This is a genomic window from Priestia sp. ABM2_011, assembly GCF_056158845.1.
The window spans coordinates 1,860,533-1,878,277 of record NZ_JBSWUB010000001.1 but is presented as its reverse complement, the minus strand read 5'-3'; the positions used below and the strand labels follow the sequence as shown (position 1 = coordinate 1,878,277).

Annotated in this window: 21 protein-coding genes and 1 pseudogene; 3 read left to right on the top strand and 19 right to left on the bottom strand. The window is 34.1% G+C overall.

Going from position 1 to position 17,745, the window contains the following annotated elements; genetic code table 11:
- Positions 1-9: 9 nt before the first annotated feature.
- From ACXAE4_RS09960 to ACXAE4_RS09950, 3 genes are all read right to left on the bottom strand, one after another.
- Positions 10-330: a hypothetical protein gene (locus ACXAE4_RS09960; protein WP_289578175.1), complete on the bottom strand. Its 321-nt coding sequence runs from the start codon at positions 328-330 to the stop codon at positions 10-12.
- A 79-nt stretch (positions 331-409) separates the two neighbouring features.
- Entirely contained in the window at positions 410-1,258 is an 849-nt protein-coding gene (locus ACXAE4_RS09955; RefSeq protein WP_165636323.1) for a sialate O-acetylesterase, read from the bottom strand.
- A gap of 91 nt (positions 1,259-1,349) precedes the next feature.
- Positions 1,350-1,577 carry a hypothetical protein gene (locus tag ACXAE4_RS09950; protein ID WP_098626338.1) on the bottom strand — a complete coding sequence of 76 codons (228 nt, stop codon included), beginning with the start codon at positions 1,575-1,577 and terminating at the stop codon, positions 1,350-1,352.
- Between the two features lie 501 nt (positions 1,578-2,078).
- On the opposite strand from ACXAE4_RS09950, the gene ACXAE4_RS09945 reads away from it, so the two are divergent.
- Positions 2,079-2,267 carry a hypothetical protein gene (locus ACXAE4_RS09945; protein WP_014458940.1) on the top strand — a complete coding sequence of 63 codons (189 nt, stop codon included), beginning with the start codon at positions 2,079-2,081 and terminating at the stop codon, positions 2,265-2,267.
- A 261-nt stretch (positions 2,268-2,528) separates the two neighbouring features.
- Here ACXAE4_RS09945 and ACXAE4_RS09940 read toward each other — a convergent pair whose 3' ends face one another.
- From ACXAE4_RS09940 to ACXAE4_RS09895, 10 genes are all read right to left on the bottom strand, one after another.
- Positions 2,529-3,014 (bottom strand): tetratricopeptide repeat protein, encoded by a 486-nt coding sequence (locus ACXAE4_RS09940; RefSeq protein WP_165636322.1) that lies wholly within the window; start codon positions 3,012-3,014, stop codon positions 2,529-2,531.
- A gap of 127 nt (positions 3,015-3,141) precedes the next feature.
- The gene (locus tag ACXAE4_RS09935; RefSeq protein WP_165636321.1) at positions 3,142-3,435 is read right to left on the bottom strand and encodes an RNA polymerase alpha subunit C-terminal domain-containing protein; all 294 of its coding nucleotides are present in this window, start codon (positions 3,433-3,435) and stop codon (positions 3,142-3,144) included.
- 148 nt (positions 3,436-3,583) lie between these two features.
- Positions 3,584-4,291 (bottom strand): DNA alkylation repair protein, encoded by a 708-nt coding sequence (locus ACXAE4_RS09930; protein WP_165636320.1) that lies wholly within the window; start codon positions 4,289-4,291, stop codon positions 3,584-3,586.
- Between the two features lie 40 nt (positions 4,292-4,331).
- Positions 4,332-4,703, bottom strand: coding sequence for an iron chaperone (locus ACXAE4_RS09925; RefSeq protein WP_165636319.1), 372 nt, complete (start codon positions 4,701-4,703; stop codon positions 4,332-4,334).
- A 140-nt stretch (positions 4,704-4,843) separates the two neighbouring features.
- On the bottom strand, positions 4,844-5,437 hold the full coding sequence (locus ACXAE4_RS09920; RefSeq protein ID WP_289578179.1) for a YdeI/OmpD-associated family protein: 594 nt from the start codon (positions 5,435-5,437) through the stop codon (positions 4,844-4,846).
- A 163-nt stretch (positions 5,438-5,600) separates the two neighbouring features.
- A complete protein-coding gene (locus tag ACXAE4_RS09915) occupies positions 5,601-5,768 on the bottom strand; it encodes a hypothetical protein (RefSeq protein ID WP_226313303.1) in 168 nt (55 codons plus the stop codon).
- On the bottom strand, positions 5,761-6,168 hold the full coding sequence (locus tag ACXAE4_RS09910) for a MepB family protein (RefSeq protein WP_289578181.1): 408 nt from the start codon (positions 6,166-6,168) through the stop codon (positions 5,761-5,763). The genes ACXAE4_RS09915 and ACXAE4_RS09910 overlap by 8 nt, the downstream gene beginning before the upstream one ends.
- A gap of 77 nt (positions 6,169-6,245) precedes the next feature.
- Positions 6,246-6,680 carry an SMI1/KNR4 family protein gene (locus tag ACXAE4_RS09905; RefSeq protein WP_108674819.1) on the bottom strand — a complete coding sequence of 145 codons (435 nt, stop codon included), beginning with the start codon at positions 6,678-6,680 and terminating at the stop codon, positions 6,246-6,248.
- 249 nt (positions 6,681-6,929) lie between these two features.
- On the bottom strand, positions 6,930-7,433 hold the full coding sequence (locus ACXAE4_RS09900; RefSeq protein ID WP_108674820.1) for a MepB family protein: 504 nt from the start codon (positions 7,431-7,433) through the stop codon (positions 6,930-6,932).
- 492 nt (positions 7,434-7,925) lie between these two features.
- Entirely contained in the window at positions 7,926-8,231 is a 306-nt protein-coding gene (locus tag ACXAE4_RS09895) for a hypothetical protein (RefSeq protein WP_165636314.1), read from the bottom strand.
- A gap of 544 nt (positions 8,232-8,775) precedes the next feature.
- On the opposite strand from ACXAE4_RS09895, the gene ACXAE4_RS09890 reads away from it, so the two are divergent.
- Positions 8,776-9,684: a DMT family transporter gene (locus ACXAE4_RS09890; protein ID WP_048019380.1), complete on the top strand. Its 909-nt coding sequence runs from the start codon at positions 8,776-8,778 to the stop codon at positions 9,682-9,684.
- A 254-nt stretch (positions 9,685-9,938) separates the two neighbouring features.
- Here ACXAE4_RS09890 and ACXAE4_RS09885 read toward each other — a convergent pair whose 3' ends face one another.
- Genes ACXAE4_RS09885 through ACXAE4_RS09875 form a run of 3 tightly spaced genes read right to left on the bottom strand, consistent with a single transcriptional unit; the run spans position 9,939 to position 12,353 of the window.
- Positions 9,939-10,730, bottom strand: coding sequence for an amidohydrolase family protein (locus ACXAE4_RS09885; protein WP_289578185.1), 792 nt, complete (start codon positions 10,728-10,730; stop codon positions 9,939-9,941).
- A complete protein-coding gene (locus tag ACXAE4_RS09880; RefSeq protein WP_475235940.1) occupies positions 10,720-11,127 on the bottom strand; it encodes a carboxymuconolactone decarboxylase family protein in 408 nt (135 codons plus the stop codon). The genes ACXAE4_RS09885 and ACXAE4_RS09880 overlap by 11 nt, the downstream gene beginning before the upstream one ends.
- Positions 11,127-12,353, bottom strand: coding sequence for an MFS transporter (locus ACXAE4_RS09875; RefSeq protein ID WP_475235938.1), 1,227 nt, complete (start codon positions 12,351-12,353; stop codon positions 11,127-11,129). The genes ACXAE4_RS09880 and ACXAE4_RS09875 overlap by 1 nt, the downstream gene beginning before the upstream one ends.
- 104 nt (positions 12,354-12,457) lie before the next feature.
- On the opposite strand from ACXAE4_RS09875, the gene ACXAE4_RS09870 reads away from it, so the two are divergent.
- Complete coding sequence (locus tag ACXAE4_RS09870; protein ID WP_289578188.1) at positions 12,458-13,291, top strand: helix-turn-helix transcriptional regulator; 834 nt, start codon at positions 12,458-12,460, stop codon at positions 13,289-13,291.
- A gap of 314 nt (positions 13,292-13,605) precedes the next feature.
- On the opposite strand, the gene ACXAE4_RS09865 is transcribed toward ACXAE4_RS09870, so the two are convergent.
- From ACXAE4_RS09865 to ACXAE4_RS09855, 3 genes and pseudogenes are all read right to left on the bottom strand, one after another.
- Positions 13,606-14,757, bottom strand: coding sequence for a hypothetical protein (locus ACXAE4_RS09865; RefSeq protein WP_289578189.1), 1,152 nt, complete (start codon positions 14,755-14,757; stop codon positions 13,606-13,608).
- 131 nt (positions 14,758-14,888) lie between these two features.
- A pseudogene (locus ACXAE4_RS09860) lies at positions 14,889-15,041 on the bottom strand (transposase); the annotation flags it as partial.
- Positions 15,042-15,312: 271 nt separating this feature from the next.
- Entirely contained in the window at positions 15,313-17,022 is a 1,710-nt protein-coding gene (locus tag ACXAE4_RS09855; RefSeq protein ID WP_289578190.1) for an ATP-dependent nuclease, read from the bottom strand.
- Between the last annotated feature and the right edge of the window lie 723 nt (positions 17,023-17,745).

The window sequence follows — 17,745 nt, the reverse complement described above, 5'->3', positions numbered from 1 at the left end:
TATCTGTTTTTAATTCATATCAACAATAGAAGTAACGCGATAGTTATCATTATAGCTGACGTTTACTACGTATTGCTTCGATTCGCCTTCTTTCACCTTTCCCGTTACCTCTATATACTCAAAACCACGGTCCGCAAAATCTGCTTTTTCCACCACTAAGTCTTTATGTCTTTTTTCTTTAAAATATGTAATAGCTGCCTGCTCCGCCTTATGGAACATTTGATCATTTTGTTTTTGCTCCATTTGTTTTTCTTTAGAATGGTTCATGTACATTCCTGCGCCTACGACTAGGAGTATAAGAGCTGCACAAAAAATGAGAGCTTTTTTCATTGCTTTTCTCCTTTTTAGCAATACTGCAAGCTTTCTGTTGGATTTATTCTGTAATCTGTCTCAACCTTTTAATTCTGCTTTACTTACTTTCATTAATAGTAGAGATATTAATAGAAAACTCCTCAAAACTTACTTGTCCCAAGGCAAGCTTCATACTTTCAACAAATATACGTTCATTTTTAGTTAGTTCACGCTTTGCGTCCTTTTCAATCCATTCATTCTCAACGTCCAAAACATCTAAAACATGCTTTTGTTTTGAAAAAGCCTCATAGTATCTTAATCCAAACTTTCTTTGAGAGACGGCATCAATATGAATGCCATCTGGATTTGCTGTTAAGCCTTTTGATGTTACAAAATAACAATTTTTTTCAGCATGGGCAACTTTAGATAATATCTGATTTATTTGTTTATATTCTACAGCGCTTTTTCCAAATCCGACTTCTCCAAGGTAATGTCCCAACTCACCGATAACAATCGGGATATCTGGTGCATTCAATTCTTCTCTCAAGTGTTTAAATAATGAGAGCAATTTATCTCCATACGTCTTATAACGTTCTCCGTAACTGTCGCTTTCTCCTTGATGCCATAGAATTCCCACTAACTCACTTGTTTCCATTGCGAATTTTGCTTCAGAAATCGCGTGTCTGGTTAATAGTCCGTCAATTGTCCACTCATCAATTGAGCTTCCTCCCTCGGCACATGGTATTAACCCAATGGACTCGCCCGGATGATCCTCTGTCCAAGCTTGAGCAAAAGAAGGTGCCGGCCCAACGCCAGATATGTGACGATCAAAATTAAGTGGTTCTGCCATCGTTTGCCATCTACCGTTTCGTAACATATGTATATGCTCATTATAAATCGGCGGTACATCCTCAATAAACCCTCTGCCTGCCATATTTGATTGTCCAATTAATAAGATAGATTTCATCGAAATACCTTCTTTCTCTTCCATGTTGATCACGTTTTTAAAATTTGCTCGTGGTTATACTTATAGAATTAGTTACACTCTGATATATAGCTTAATTAATGGCTTCAAGAGCTTGTTTCAAATAATCCATTTCAGAGGTGATATCATCTATCTGTTGGTTTAACTGACTTACTTTATTAAGAGTATTCTGTGCATCCAATAAATTAATTTCTAACATCAAACGGCTTGCTTCACTCTCAAGTTCCAATCTCTTTGCAAATAATACCTCGTGCTTTTTTATAATTTCAGATTTTAAATTCTTACTATTGGTTTCTTCCATACTTCTACCTCACTAACTTGTAATAACAGTATTTTATTGAAATGTAAATTCCCCTATATAATTTAATAATTACCTACAGGGAGGTTTATGACATAGTTAAAGTTGCCCTTTTCACTTACAGGAAAACCGCATTTACATAAGATAAATAATAAGAACCAATTAAAATAAAGTCTATTATTCACTTTCCTCGGATGGTGTTTATAAGTTCTTGGTGTTGACATTCAGATACATACTGAACGCTCAAAAGCTTCTCTAACTGTTAAAAACAAATACAACATTCCAAAATAAGGGAAAATTGAAATCATTTTGTTTTTTTTGCAGGAAAAAAAAGCAAAGTATATAAAGATAACAGTATGCATCAAAAAGTGTTGAGAATATTTTATGATCATTTTCTATCAGCACGAGAGCAATAATTTGAGAAAAGAGCTTATATCAGTCCGTGTCTTAAGTATGCCTATTATATAGAATAGGGTACTTAGTAAATAAGGGAAGGTGATTTATATGTTAGGGGAAGAAGATTTAAAAGTAAATTGTATATCAGCTGCTATAGGTTTACTCATCCAACATAATATCATCACTCACCAGGAACTGGACAAACTAACTAAAACAAATTATCACGTTTTTTATCATTTTCTCATGGATAAGCTAATTGAAGAAGAGTTTAGTAAGGATAGGGTTGTACAAACATAAGTGCTTCAACAAAAAAGAAGCGCAAGATCCAAAGCAGGAATCTCCTATTTCAAATGTAATTCGTATAGGGCTCCTTACATATTAGACATATATAATATGTAAGGGCTTTCTTATTCAGCAAATCCTCCTATAGTTTAAATGTATTTCTTCACAATCTATCATTTTAAAAGTCTTTTTATCAAAGGAAGCCTGCCAATATTGTTACAAAAAAGTCCTCTTCTCGTTTCAGGAAAAGAACGTATATTCAGTGAATTTTATAAGCTACTTCCAAGTCTGATCCAGTTTATCTGAATAGAAATGTAAGGCTTTTTTATAACTTAGTATTTCATTGTCATTTGTTGTATTTAGTAAGCATTTCAGTAGCAGTTCCATCGCTTTGCTATGCTCTTTTAAATTGTATAAGGTCATAGAATAAAACACTTTAATTACATGATTATCTGGGAATAATTCTATTCCTTTTAAAAATGTCTCTTTTGACTTTTCATACTCCCCCAAGGCTCTATACGTGCTGCCCAATCCCAATACTGCACCTTCCATATCCTTAGAAGGTAATCCTATCTTTATGGCATTTTCGTAAAAGGGCACTGCCTTTTCTTCTTCTCCTAATAGGTCGAAGCTCCAAGCACATTGATAGTTATATAAAGCATCGTCTGGACATTCCTTAACTAATTCACTTAGCAATTCGTTAGATTCTTTGTGATTTCCATTCTTTCGTAACGCTAATGCTTTATCTAGTTTGTTATTCATTACTTAAATCTCCCCTCCTTCTTTTTCCCACTACTTATTTATCTCTTAATATCCTTCCATATCCGGAAATTCAGCGTATTCGTACACTTTATCCAGATTTATTTCTTGCTTTAACTATCCTTAATGTTTAATTTTTAAAGGCTAACCCATTGGTCTGCAAAGCTGCTTTAAGTTTAGGTAAAGAAGCCGGCCCCATGCCATGAAATTGTAATATCTCTTTTTCACTAAATGTTGATAGCTGCTGCAAAGAAGTTATCCCGTTGTTTTCCAATGCTCGTCTTGCTGGTGCTGATAGCACGGAAAGAAATCCATTGTCAGGTTTTCGTTCTTGCTCACAGGCTGGGCAGGTCGGACAGTTACTGCTTTTATAATATTTGTGTCCTTTATGACAGATTCTTAGATTTCCCTTTTGGATTTTCATTTTTATTCTCTCCTTTTCACAAGAGTTTTTTAGCTTTTATCCCCTGCCACTTCTTCAATGGATGGTTTGTGAAGGAACAAAACATCCTACGTATAGTAAGCTAATTATTAGTCTCGTTTCAGATAGTGTAGCTCCATTACAAATCATGCTAACACCTTACATGTTTACGTTTGAAACCAATCCGGCCTCTATCTATATCCTTTTGAATGTTTTCGAAAGCAAGAAGAATACTACTTTTTTTCTTATCCTTCTTAACTTCGACTGGACCTACTGCCTTTGCAGTTTCAAGGGCCTTTTCATGAAGTGGCAAATATGAAACACCGACTGTATAGATAAAATTATTCATAGCCGATTTCGTTCGATCTGGAGAATCGTGAATCGTATTTTCCACTTGATTAAGCATATCGGCAATCTTGCTTGTGCTAAATTCATCGTCAGGACGATTACCTAAAAGCCAGCAGTAGCAACTCCAACCTGCCGACATTTTAAGTTCTTCACCGCTTGCCACCCATCTATCAGCAACAGCTTGCGCAAAATCGGTTTCTGACAAAGTGACTGCAACTACATAATCGGATAGCATGTAAAAATACGCTTTATCGATCCAACGCTCAAAATCCTCCGCAGTCATCTCTGTTGGGTCTGCAATGATACCGGCAAAATACATAGCATCATAATTGCCAGACGCATAAAGCTGCTCAGCCAAAGCCTGATTTTTCTTGATTTTCTTTGCAATCGGCTTCATTTTTCCTGTTGCCACTCCAAAAAGCGGATCGTGTGCACCATTATTTATGTAAGTCTTTTTAATTCGTTCCGTACCAAGCGCTTCAAGTTCTTTCATAACCATTTCAAAGTCCACCGTTCTGTACCCTCCTTCTTCTCCGTTCATAATCTGCTTTTTATTTACGCCAAAAAGTTGAACAGTCTTTTTTATCTAACATATTAAACTCGATTATTTTCTTAAGTAATTCATAGTTTACTGGCTCAGTCCATAGAATTCGAAACAGGCCTTTGGTAGCGCTGTATCCAGCCTGGGCGATGTCATGATTAAAGTGCGCAATCCCTATGTCTTCAGGTGAAACGCTCAAATGATGTTTTGCTGAGGCAAAGCCGATGATAAATGTTCCATGATTAGTAAACATTGGCGTATTCCATTTAATTTGTGGTTCCAAATTTGGGAAAGTATTAGCAACCCAAGCCAAAACCTCCTCTGTTCGGTCACGGTGGTCAGGGCTATCTATACGCGCTAAATATTCTGCAAAAACTTCCATAGCATCTTCTCCTCAAATGAATTTTTTTAATCTACTCTACTTTTACACAAATGGAACATCAGTCAGTTCACTTCACCTTATTTCATTTTCAACTCAAATACATTAACAACTTATATTCGCCATGTTTTAAATAAAATGTACTAATCATTTAATCCTTTTCCATTAAGAATGTTCGGAATGCATTTTTCAACCCTTGATTCTCGAGTCTTAGATTGTTTGGCCGCAGAAAAATAAAGAATATATGCTCTTTGCCGTCCTGGAGTCAATGTAGTAAAAGCCGTTTTTAAAGCAGGTATTTCATCAAATTTGTGCTGTAGCTCTTCAGCAATAATGAGTTCTTCAGGCTTTTTAACTTTGACTTTCAATCCCGCTTTTTCCACCTCGATGGCCTCATAAATATAAGCTTTTAAGCTGGCTTCCTTTTCAGCTATTTCTTGCACATTGGTAAACCGAATTTGTCGTGCCCCTTGTACATTCTCCGTTTGTTGAATTAGAATACCATGAGAATCTTGTAACAGAGAACCTTTAGGAAACAGCAACGCACAGTATTCTTTAAATCCATGTATTAAAACAATGTTTTTTTTCTCAAACGTATAACAAGGATTCATCCACTTAAAATCTTCGGTCAACTCACAATCAAGAACAATCTTTCTCAACGTCTCATATTCTTCTTTCCACTTTTTAGCTTTAGTTAAAAATTCATCAACCTTAGGATTCATTTTGCTATTTGTCATCAAGGAACACTCCTATTCAATTTTTTAATCTGTCGCTCTCGCAATGATATAGTCAACCTTCAATTCATTTAATGGTGTTACTATTCTTCAAATGCAAGAAATGCCCTTCTTCAATTGACTTGATAGTTATAAAAATTATAAACATTTTAAGTATGTTTGCTCATTATACAAAGCGAACATCGATTAGTTCACTTAACTGCATGTGATCCATGAAAATAAATAAATTACTAAGAGCATCAACAAACTGAATGAATCCTGTCTCTGTTATACATTGACTTCTCTTATAGTACGTAAAGTACACTTGTTTATTTGTATGTAAGGCTTTAATCATTGCGACTCTCGAAGTATAGCTTTAATAATTTTTGATGGAGCAAATTATTCGTATAGTTCGTCTCAACAAAATATTCTAATTGCCATTTCTGTGTTTCCATAGCTTGTTTGCTAGTTGGTGTATCCCATATCGGGTACACTCTAATTGCCATCTTGCCTTTTGTGGTAGCCGTTTTAAGAATTTTTTGTTTTAAAAGAACTTCTTTTGGAAAAATGAATTGTCCAAATCTATTTGTACTAGTGAAGGTATTAATAACTAATAGATCGGTAGCTTGTTCATACGAAAAGGCTTGGTTTTTATGAGTCGCATCTTTTTCCCAAAAGGATACAAACTGCCCTACCTTGTTAGGGATAGTTTTCGCCACCCTAAATCGTACATATTGACCTTGTTTGTTAAACACAATACCCTCTAATTAATCACAGTATGGTTATACCGGCTGATCCAGTCCATGTTGCTGGCTCTTCTCTAAAGGTGAAATTAGCCCTCTTCCCACCAATCATTTTCAATAGCATTGTTAATCTCTTCTAATAAATATTCATAAAAGTTGTCTGCAACTAGATAAACACCCTTTTCAAAGGCGCTCCAATTTACAACAGGACATTCATTGTTAATCATTTTTTCTGTATCTAAGCAATAAGAATATTCATCACAGTGTTGAATAATAATGTATGCTTTAGGGAGGTCAGAGGATTTAAAACGGTTATGATAATACAAAATATCTTTGCAACCATTAACTTCAAGTCCATCGCCTCCACTACCATACTCTTTTAGAAACCAGCGATAGCTCTCTGGAAATTTCACATTCAGCTTTTCTTCGGTATCTTGAATTATTTCCTCATTTTCTTTATAGAAATTATCTTCTTGACTATATTGTTCAATTAATTCTCTGATTTTTTTACGATACAATTCCATTTGCACTTCTCCCTTTTTATTACTGGACTTGAGTCAATAAATGTATGTTAGCCTTACACGATTCTTACATCAGCAAGTTCACTTAAACTCATTTTATTTTTCAATTCAAATACTCCATTGATAAAAATAAATCGACCCCCTAAGGAATCCATAAACTGCATGAATCCTGCCTCTGTTACGCATTGATCCTGCTTATAATATGTAAGGTACACTTGTTAATTCGTATGTAGGGCTTCGATCGTTACCCTTCTAGGAGTATAGCTTTAATAATTTTTGGCGGGGCAAATTGTTCGCATCATTTATCTCAACAAAATATTCTAATTGCCATTTCTGTGTTTCCATAGCTTGTTTGCTAGTTGGTGTATCCCATATCGGGTACACTCTAATTGCCATCTTACCTTTTGTGGTAGCCGTTTTAAGGATTTTTTGTTTTAAAAGAATTTCTTTTGGAAAAATGAACTGTCCAAATCTATTTGTACTAGTGAAGGTATTAATAACTAATAGATCGGTAGCTTTTCCATCCGAAAAGGCCTGGTTTTTATGAGTCGCATCTTTTTCCCAAAAGGATACAAACTGTCCTACCTTATTAGGTGTAGTTTTCGCCACCCTAAATCGTACAGATTTTGAATTTAACTGAAAGATACCAGCGCCATAATCTGAATTCTGAGCTTCTTCTCGAATAGCTTTTATAGCGAAGTGATTGGGTTTATAAAAATTCTCATTTACATAGGTTAACGCCTCATAAAATTTCATTGTTTTTACCTCTTATGTTTATAGGCTTCTTCAATTAATAGTAAGTGGTTTGTATGTCTTTCCTCGAAATTGCGTCTAAATATCTTAAATATTCCAAAATGTTATAGCGAAGCTATTCTCTTCTTATAACACCTCTTGATTCCTTAAGCATTGCTACCCTCTTAATATAGTTAATGTGCTACATATTAACCTCATTTTTTCACTTTGGTTCGTGATCTCTTTGTATTACTGAAATACTTGGAGGTTCAGTTGAAACCACATCAATTATATGGTTTAAAGCATGTATTCCATAGTGTTTAAACGGGCCAGGGTGTATATCGTCAGCTATGGTACCAATTTCGATAAAATCTAGATATCTGGACTTTGAATAAACTGCAAAAGCGCTTCCTGTATACATTTCATACTCATCTATTACAGTAAAACTTTCGTTTCTAACAGAGTATGCAATGTACCAATCAAATGTAAGTCGAATTATAGGGAGGAAGTTAGGATTTATTTTATCTTGAATATGATCTTTCTATGATCCTGCTTTATACGTTTCAAGCGCAGCTCTATTTTTCTATCTAACATTTTATGTGCAGTTTGGAAAGTTACACAGATGAACAGTAAGATAACAGTAATAATTATAGCGTCTGGCACTTGGAAGCAAAAACATAATACTGCTAAAAGAAAAGATATAGCACAAGTAAAGTTGATTATCCATTTTTTATTTCTATGAGCTTGAAGACTTTTTTCAAGCAGCTGCTTTTGTCCTTCTTCCCTTTTTATATCTTCTGAATTATTGAGTGTAGAGTTCAATGTTATTTCTCCTTAGAAACTAATTTTATATAATTTTTATCTTGGTTATCTTTTCCCTTTAAGATGATAGTATAATTGGATGTTCTTAAAGAGAAAGGCAAATTTAATTAATCGTCTTGGCAAGCGCGTAGGCTTCTTTCGCGCTGATTATAATATCCTCCAACAAGCTCATCTTCTCCTCTTCTTCAACGTTTGCGTTTAATAGAAAAAAATAAAGCACGGAATACCTTCATGTCGGTGCATATGACGACTCTATTTGGTAGCTATTCTTAATCGATCCAAAGAAACTATGAAAAAAGAACATTCGTTCTCTACATCATACAAGAACAAACGTTCCCTTTTCAATAAAAACTCTAAACTTTTCCCGAATTATTCCTATGAATAACGTCAAATTTATTATTTTATAAAAAAAGAAATATTTTATATACCTAGAGAAAGATATCGAGATAACGAAAAAAACATGAGAAAATGTTCTACAAAGTAAAATTTCGGAGTGAAATAATCAACAAAATTTGCCATAATAAGTGAAGTAAGGAGGTGTATTATGTTTCGATTGTATGGAGCCTTAATTGGGCTTAGTTTCATTTGGGGTTTATCTTTTGTATTTATGAAGTGGCTGCTTCCCTCAGCTGGTATATGGGGAATTGTATTTTTTCGTTGTCTAGCAGGTGCAATCATCTTGCTCCCTTTTCTATGGTGGAAGCGTAGAAAAGTTAAAGAGAAACTACCCTGGAAGGCATTAATTGTTGTTGGTATATTTAACTGTGGTTTGGCGTGGGGATTAATTTCCTTAAGCGAAACTGAGATAAACAGTACAACCGCCTCCATTCTAAATGCGACCACTCCAATCTGGACAGGTCTTATCGGATTTATTCTTTTTTCTTATCGACTTACCGGACGTCAGTGGATCGGTATTCTTATCGGTTTTTTCGGGATACTCGTCCTTATGGATTTTCAATTTGGTCAGATTTTCGGGAAAGGGTTTGTCGGAATTGGAACAATGCTTGTTGCTTGTATCTGCTATGGGCTTGCTGGGCAGTTAACAAAGCGGTTTTTGTCTGGGGTGAGCGTATTAACTATAACAACCTTCACCCTACTAACAGGTGCTATCATCGGTTTAATTGGAATGTTGTTTACTGAACCATTCAAATCAGATTTGTTGATTCATCCACTTCCGCTTCTGGCAATTGTGGGTCTCGGCTGTTTTGGCTCAGGATTGGGTCAGTTAATCTATTTTTATATCAATAAAAATGGTGGCCCTGAATTAGCAGCGACGGTTACTTACCTGATCCCTGCCTCGGCCATGGTCTGGGGTTATTTACTACTGGGAGAGACAATTACTCCAAATGTCATTGTTGGACTACTTATTATCTTTGCTGGCGTTTATCTTTCATCTAGGAAATCAAAAGGTAAAACTCCGCATGTCACTCTCGTTAGCAATAAACAAAATTAAGTAAGTAGATTTTATAATGTGAGTCTTTAAAGTTATCTATGAGAGAAGAATTAAGAAACTGAAGGACTACAGAATATGATATATTTCAAATGAAATTCATCATATGTAGTGATAAAACGTAATTCTAGTTGTTCAATCTTGTTTAAAAGGCAGCCAAACAGAGGGCTGCCTTTTTTTATTTCAACGCAGAAAATAATTTTAAAATTCAGTGCTAGTTATCCCATACAACATAACATCACACAAAAACGCTGAATTTATATATGAAGCAAATTCGAGAGATTTCCACCTAACACTCTGTCTGCAACTTCTCCGCTAGATGTATGACGCTTAACGGCCTGTAGATTTAAATATGGATCTCCATATGGAAAATCTGAACTAAATAACGTTCTTTCAGGTATCTCTTTTATAGCCAACGACAAGGCATATGTTGTATAAAATGCAGATATATCTAAGTAAGCGTTTTTAGTGTCTTTTATCATTTCTATCGTTTGTAGCCAATGAATTCCTCCCATATGCCCGTATATAACCGGCACATTTTCATATTTTTGAGTGAGAAGAAATAACTCTTGAATATCCTTTAAGTTCAAAGGATGAAAAGTATGTACCCAGATCGGCAAAGACATATAGTCACTTGCTGCTTTAAATATAGGTTCTAACAATGGAATTTGACCTGGGCCAAGAGTAAATTCTCCAAGACCTTTCATCTTTTGCTCTTTGACAAGTTTCTCTACCCAGTCTTTTAGGGTGACATCACTAGAAGAAAAAGAAAGTGGAACTGAACCAAACCCTACAAACCTATTTGGATATTGCTTAATCGCAACGCTTACTTCTTCTAGCGCATTTATGCGTGCTTGTAGAGGATTCACCTCGTTGTTTAGAATTTGATTTAACCTGTTCATTTCGGTTGTAAATTCTTTAACGTTGCTGCTTTTTTCTGGATGAACAAGAGTAGAAAACAATACGGTTTTATCTATTCCACTGTCATCCATCATTTTAATATGTTTCTCTATAGGCAAAACCACATGTGCGTGACTATCAATAATCATTTTGTTTCTCCTTTTCATTTCTTTCGTAAAAGACTTCATTGGCAACTGTTAAAATCGTATTTAAAGCTACAGGGAATCCAGCATAAATGACCATTTGTAACATTGCTTCTAAAATTTCTTCCTGTGTCCACCCAACATTCAAAGCCCCGTTTAGATAAAATTTTAGCTGTTCCGTATTGCCTAATGCAGTTAAGCCAGCCACTGCAGCAAGAAGGCGTGACTTTAAATCTAAGCCTGGTCTCGAGAAAATTTGTCCGTAATTAAACTCTACAGCTAGCATTCCTAAATCAGGGAGAGCTGACTGTTCAAAACCTGCCATTATATCCTCATAATTCTCTGGATCAATCTTAGCTAATATATCTAATCCTCGTTGAAAGTTATCTGTACGTGTTCTCATTACATATTACTTCCTTTCTTATTCATTAAGTTCCCTATCGTTTTTTTAGAGATGTTCATCGGAATTAAAGAACAAAAGCTAATGGCTATCATCATTATGGCTATGGCACACACTCCATGCCACTCCCATTTACTCCATGCAAGTAAACCCACATAAGATCCTAGGGACCCGCCTAAAAATGTGGAAACCATATATAACCCATTTAATCGACTTCTTTTTCCTTCTCCTAATTGGAAAATAGTAAACTGACAGGCAACTTGGTTCGCTTGCGTTCCTATCGTTATGAGAAGAGCTCCTAAAATTAACCCAGGCAACCAGTACCCTCCCCTTATAAGACCTATAAAAGCAAGTAAGGATATGGACATACACAAAAGACTTGCAAACTTTGCCCCTTTTATATCAATTAAACGTCCGATAACGGGCGTAGCAAACGCTCCCGCTATCCCGACTAACCCTATTACCCCTACCATGTCACTTCTATACGAATAGGGATGTGTATGTAATAAAAAGACAAGCGTGGTCCAAAATGCGCTAAAAGAACAAAACATCATTCCCTGACTTACACATGCTTTTTGCAGGGCTCTTTCTTTTATAAATAATGGACCTAACGACATGAGTAAGTGTTTATAACTGGTCGCATTCTCCCCTTTACTTCTTGGAAAATAGATATAAACTAACAAAATCATAAAAAGTGTAGCTACAGCGGACGTCCAATACACCATTCGCCATCCGAAATGAACATCAATAAAACCACTAATAAGCCGGGCGCCTAAAATACCACAAACTAATCCAATGGCGACATTTCCTAAAACTTTTCCTCTATTATGATTTGAAGCGATATTCGCAGCCAGCGGAACAATAATTTGAGGAACAACCGTTACAATTCCCAATGCTAAACTTGTAGCCATCATCCACGTTTTGTTGATAGATAAAGCGTTTAAAGCGAGAACAATACATATAGCGAATAATAAAATCAAAATCAGTTTTTTTCGTTCGAAGATGTCTCCTAACGGTACTAAAAGGAGATTTCCTAGTGCATATCCAATTTGAGCTAAAGTAGCTATAATGCCTATGCTGGCCGCTGAAACATGAAAACTGACGGACATGCTTACTAAAACAGTTTGATTCAAGTAGACGTTAGCCACTGTAAACCCGCAAACTGTAGCCATTAAAAGAACTAATCCTTTTGATAGATCAGACGTCTTTTTGCTATCTTTTACTATCATCTGTTTCACCTCCCTTACCTAGATCATAAAATAAGGATTATAATGGTAATAGGAGTCTAGTTATACTAGTAGTAAAAGTACTACCTATACGAAGGAGTAAAATCATGGTAAGCGATAAAGAAAGAAGAAAAGAACTAGGGGATTTTCTAAAAATAAGACGAGAGCGATTGTCTCCAAAAGATTTTAACTTGCCTATTGGACCGAGAAGAAGAGCTAAAGGATTACGTAGAGAAGAAGTGTCTCAACTAGCAGGACTCGGAATAACTTGGTATACGTGGCTGGAACAAGGACGAGATATACAAGTATCTTCCGAAGTATTAGAAGCCATATCCCGTATTTTTAAATTAAACAAAGAAGAAATGGAGCATTTATTCTTACTAGGCAATCAGCCCCTTCCATCTGCAACCATGCAGAATGAAAGAGAAAATATAGATCGTGTCGTAAAAAATCTATTAAGCCAATTAGCTCATTGCCCTGCCTACGTAACAGATGAAAAACTTAATATCGTAGACTGGAATAAAGCTGCTGTAAAGGTATTTGGGGACTTTAACGAGATGGACGAGCGAAACCGCAATGCAGTGTGGCGCTGCTTCACTTCCCAAGAATATCAAAACCTTTTTCAAAATTGGGAAGATCATGCTCAACGACTAATCGCCCAATTCCGCCTAGCTTACACACGTTTTGTCGGAGATGAGTGGTTTAAAACCATTATCAGTGAACTTAGTGAAGAAAGCCCTCAGTTTTACGAGTGGTGGTCTAATCATGAAGTTTTAGGTACACCGTGTGGAAAAAAGACCATTATTCACCCTGTGGCAGGAAAAATGATTATGGACCATATTACGCTTCAAGTGTATGATGCACCTGAATTAAAGGTAACTGTTTATCAGCCTCGTCGGGAGAATGAGACAGAAGAGAAGATGAAGCGGTTATTGGGGTAATAGTAGTGTACATATTAATAGCTTTGATTACTAGAAGCCTGTGTACTCCTGACAAGTATATAGGTTTTTTCTGTTTGAGTTGAGATAGGTTTGATTAGAGGAAGCAACTCAAAAAAGTAAAATTAAAGTAATAAGTATTTAAAAACCTAGATTTAAATAGAAAGTTTTTAATGATTTCAAAAGAAGTCTTGGGTATTTTTCTATTTTGCCTATAAAATTTTTTGGGACTTTAACAAAGACCGTTCATTAGTGCGGAGCACAATGAACGGTCTTTTATTGCTTTTATTTAACTTTTCCTAACAAAAAGTTATAGATTACTTATTATTTTTTTTGAAGTTTGCTACTCTCAAAAAAAAGTTTGCGTCTCTTTTAGACATCTTGTCATTATTACTTATATATTGAGCAAGTGAAAGTACGATTAAAATCATACTGAGTAATACTTGAAGAACATGAGCCAAAGTCCAAATCAAATAATGGTAAGATGTAAATGAAAAGTTAAAGCTAGACATTGAGATGCTGTACAATACGAAACTATAAAAATCTACAGATTGTGTCTTATCAAGAATATCCGGTAGACAGTCTATACATTCACCAATTATTCTCCAATAAGTTAAATAATAGAATAAGGAAAACACCAACACAATTTCTACTAAGGTATGTATAGCTAAAGACACCCTAGCTGTTTTTCTCAAGCTAGAAGATTTCCAATTATTTATATATTTACTCTTATTGGATTCATTTGTAAAAATAATTGAATCTACTTTTACGACGTCTTTAAAGTAAGCATATAAAATCTCAATTGAACGTGAAATTATTCTATAACACAATAAACAATAAATAATATCTACTAAGAAGCCTCGATTATCTCCAACAAAAACAACTATAATGAAAGTACATACTATAGTAACTATTACATTTAACCAATTAGAAAATTCAATAAAAAATCTTCTTGCATTCTTTATACTATCCCAGTTACAAAAACGGATCTCCTCATGTCCATTTTTACTAGAGGGGCAATTTGCTTTGCATTGGCAATCTTTATTACTATAAAAATCATTTATAAAATTTTTAAATGTTTTTGCAAAAAAATAATCTGGTGAAATTATTAATAAAAAAAAGTTTGTTCCCTTTAAATTTATTTTTCTGATATTAATGGGCTTCGCACCTATATCTGAAGATGTTAAATAAGGGTCTTCTATGTATTTAAAAGCAAAATAATGCGTATAAAAAGAAATAAATATGTAAAAGAAAAATGCTATAAGTATGGAGTAACCAATATTAAATGAGTAATAAAACCATTCTGGTCTTCGATAATATGGATTTAATGCGATACTGAGAATGAATAATACTATAGCCATCCCTAAACTAAAATTTTTAATTTTACTGATTTTCCCCTCTACTTTTAAAAGTAATTTGTACCGGCCTACCTCCTCTTCGTGAATATTTTTCAAAAAAATTTTTTTCATCTAAACACTTCCCTAACTTATTAATCTTTATCTATTGGAAATAAATTTCCTACAATATTGAATAAGCTGCTTAAATATCTTTTTTAAAGGTATTTATAGAGGATTAATATTACTTGGTATCTTCAAGAGCCATCTTCTGAACTGACAGGTGTAAATGCCTTCATCCAATTATAGATTGTTACTTCTGATACGCCATATTCGCTGCTTAATTCTTTAACCAAGTTTCCTGTATGATATAAATCTACAATCGTTTTCTTAAACTCATCATTGTATGTTTTCTCTGCACGTTTATGTTACATTTCGGACACATCCTCTCAAAAATAATTGTAAGGACTTAATTAAATTGTGTCCGTGAATCTACACTAACTCCACCTACTTTTTTTCTGTTAAACAATTGCGCTTTCCACTTTATAAAAATAATCTAATGTTATCCATTAAATATGACAGTATAATTCCCTTGTGAAGTAGTATCAAAGTAATAAATATTTAAGTTTTACGAAAGAGCAACTCTAATGGCTGCCCTTTCCTAATTCAATACTATATTCTTATACACGATTATACTTCCACCTCATCATTTTGTTGCTCCTCAAGTTCCTTTTGTTTAATTAAACCTAAAAATAAATCCTCGTAATCTTGTTGATCGTTAATCTTTGAAAATCCAAAGCCTAACTCTGTTTTACTATCGCGTTTAACAATATAATTAAATAGTTTTTCAACTTCTTTTTGAGCAGCAATCAAAGAGGGGTCATTAGTTAATTCATGAATAATATCATATATGACCTGCGTTTTCTTATGACTAGATAGAGAACCTATTCCTAATGCTACTTCAAAAGTTGATATTGAAGCATATATCTCTATGCTATCTTTTGTCTTTAAATTTAAGATGTTCTTACAATTTGTCAATTGAGCTTTTAATGTTTTTAAATTATAATTGTTGTCATTGTCTACGTCATGCAACACATAATATTCTGTATTGAATTGATTAAGTATTTTCATAAGAGTACAAATTGTTGCTTTACCTCTAGCCCTAATAATGTGTATATTTTCATTATTTTTTTTAGCTAAGTGTTTGAAGGCAATGTACTCAGTATCGCCCTCTACAATAATAATTTTCTTGGCAAAGAAAAACTCATTTACATATGAATCTACATAGTTGAGTATTTTCATATTCTTTCTGTCATCTTCGGTAAATTGATTAGTCTTTGATTTATATAGTTGAATTGCTTCCTCATTCACAACACGTAATACTTGGATAGACGTGTGCTTTTCTGAGAGATCAATAAGTATTGGTGAATGAGTCGATATCATAAGGGGCATTTGAATACCAATCTTGTATAACGAACGACTTAATGCACGAACTGCCTCAGGATGCAAGAAGGCTTCGGGCTCATCAATTAATAATAATTTATTATCCGTCTCACCCATTATTTTATTTTGTATCATATTTTGAATGAGGTAAATTAAGCTCATTCTTTGTAACCCAGTTCCTTGATTAGATAAAGGCATTTCTTTGTTTCTTTGACTATCAATGTAAACACTAGAGTTTGTGGACTTTATAATGTCATTAGTTGAGAAGCCATCACTTTCTCCTCCTATTACTCTAAGTGATAACTCTTTATTGGAAAAAAGATCTTGCAAGTCCTTAGAGACATCTTGGCTTACTTGGTTCAGTAGATTATCTGTACTACTTTTAAGTTTTCTTAAGAAGGCTGGTAAAGCACTTTTTATTTGTGCATATTCTTCTCTAATCTCATTTCTACTTTCACTAACTTTCTCTTCTTCGTGCTCTTGATCAAGTTCTTCCTCAAGTTTTTGTAAATCACTTTTTATTATCTGCGAATATATTGTTTGAATTAAATTATTTATATCGTCCGAGGACATATATGGAGTTATATAATAAGGCTTATTATCTATGATTTCATCAAATTTTTCTTTCAAAGGATGATTTGCTTTAATTTCTTTGTTATCAGCATAGTACTTGGGAGCTTGTCCATCTTGATAATACTTAGTGAAGACTAATAATTTGCCATTGATTTCGAATTGTGCTTCCAAAACTATTTTGAAATTACGATTAGAGTAGCAATCACTAGGAATTGTAGTCGCTTTAGTTTCTTTTGTGAAAAAACAATTAATTGCTTCTAAGATTGTCGATTTTCCGGTATTATTTCTTCCTGTCAAAATGACAATTGAATCGGTAGCAAAATCCACACTAAACCTCTCATTAAACACCTTATAGTTTGTTACACTGAATTTTTTTAACCTCATTTTCTAGTCTCCTAACCCTCATTGAATTTGTATAAATAAACCTAATTTTACAACAAAAAAATACATTAATATACATATATTTCTTTTTAGTGAGTCTTTTATCCCTCAATAAGCTTATATATACCGTATGAAATGCACTTAACAAGCCATGAAATGTTAAAGATTAATATTGCAAAATTATACATTTTTGAAAGAGAGCAAATAATCAGGAAAACTTTAGAGTTTTTATCAAACAGAGAACCATCTTTTTTTATTTAAGGAATACTTTCGATGAGGGACAGCTACCAAGCAGCATCATTATTCGCATCAACCTAAAGACATTTTATACTTTGTTTTCTCTATGAAGGTTAGACCTTTTGAAAAGGAGACTTGCTAGGAGATATTAAACGTTTGAAATCAGTTATGTTATGGAGTATACCCCTATTAAAGAAAGAAGGGATTAAAACAGGAAATGTCCTTTTTGAAATTCTTAAAAGGAAATATATTTATGTCGTGAATCCATACATTGATATATATATCAAAGCTTCGAATCATATTTTTAGCTTGTTATTATAGTGTGTGACTCCCGAGGATTTTCATGGGTATAGGTTTGATGGTTATGCCGTAAAAGAAGAAGGTTTTTATCCGATATTATTCCTTACAGATAGAAGTCAAAAAAAGAGAACTTGCTATGATGTCCTTGCGGGTCTACTTGGAGCGGTTTTTTTTATATAAAATAGAATG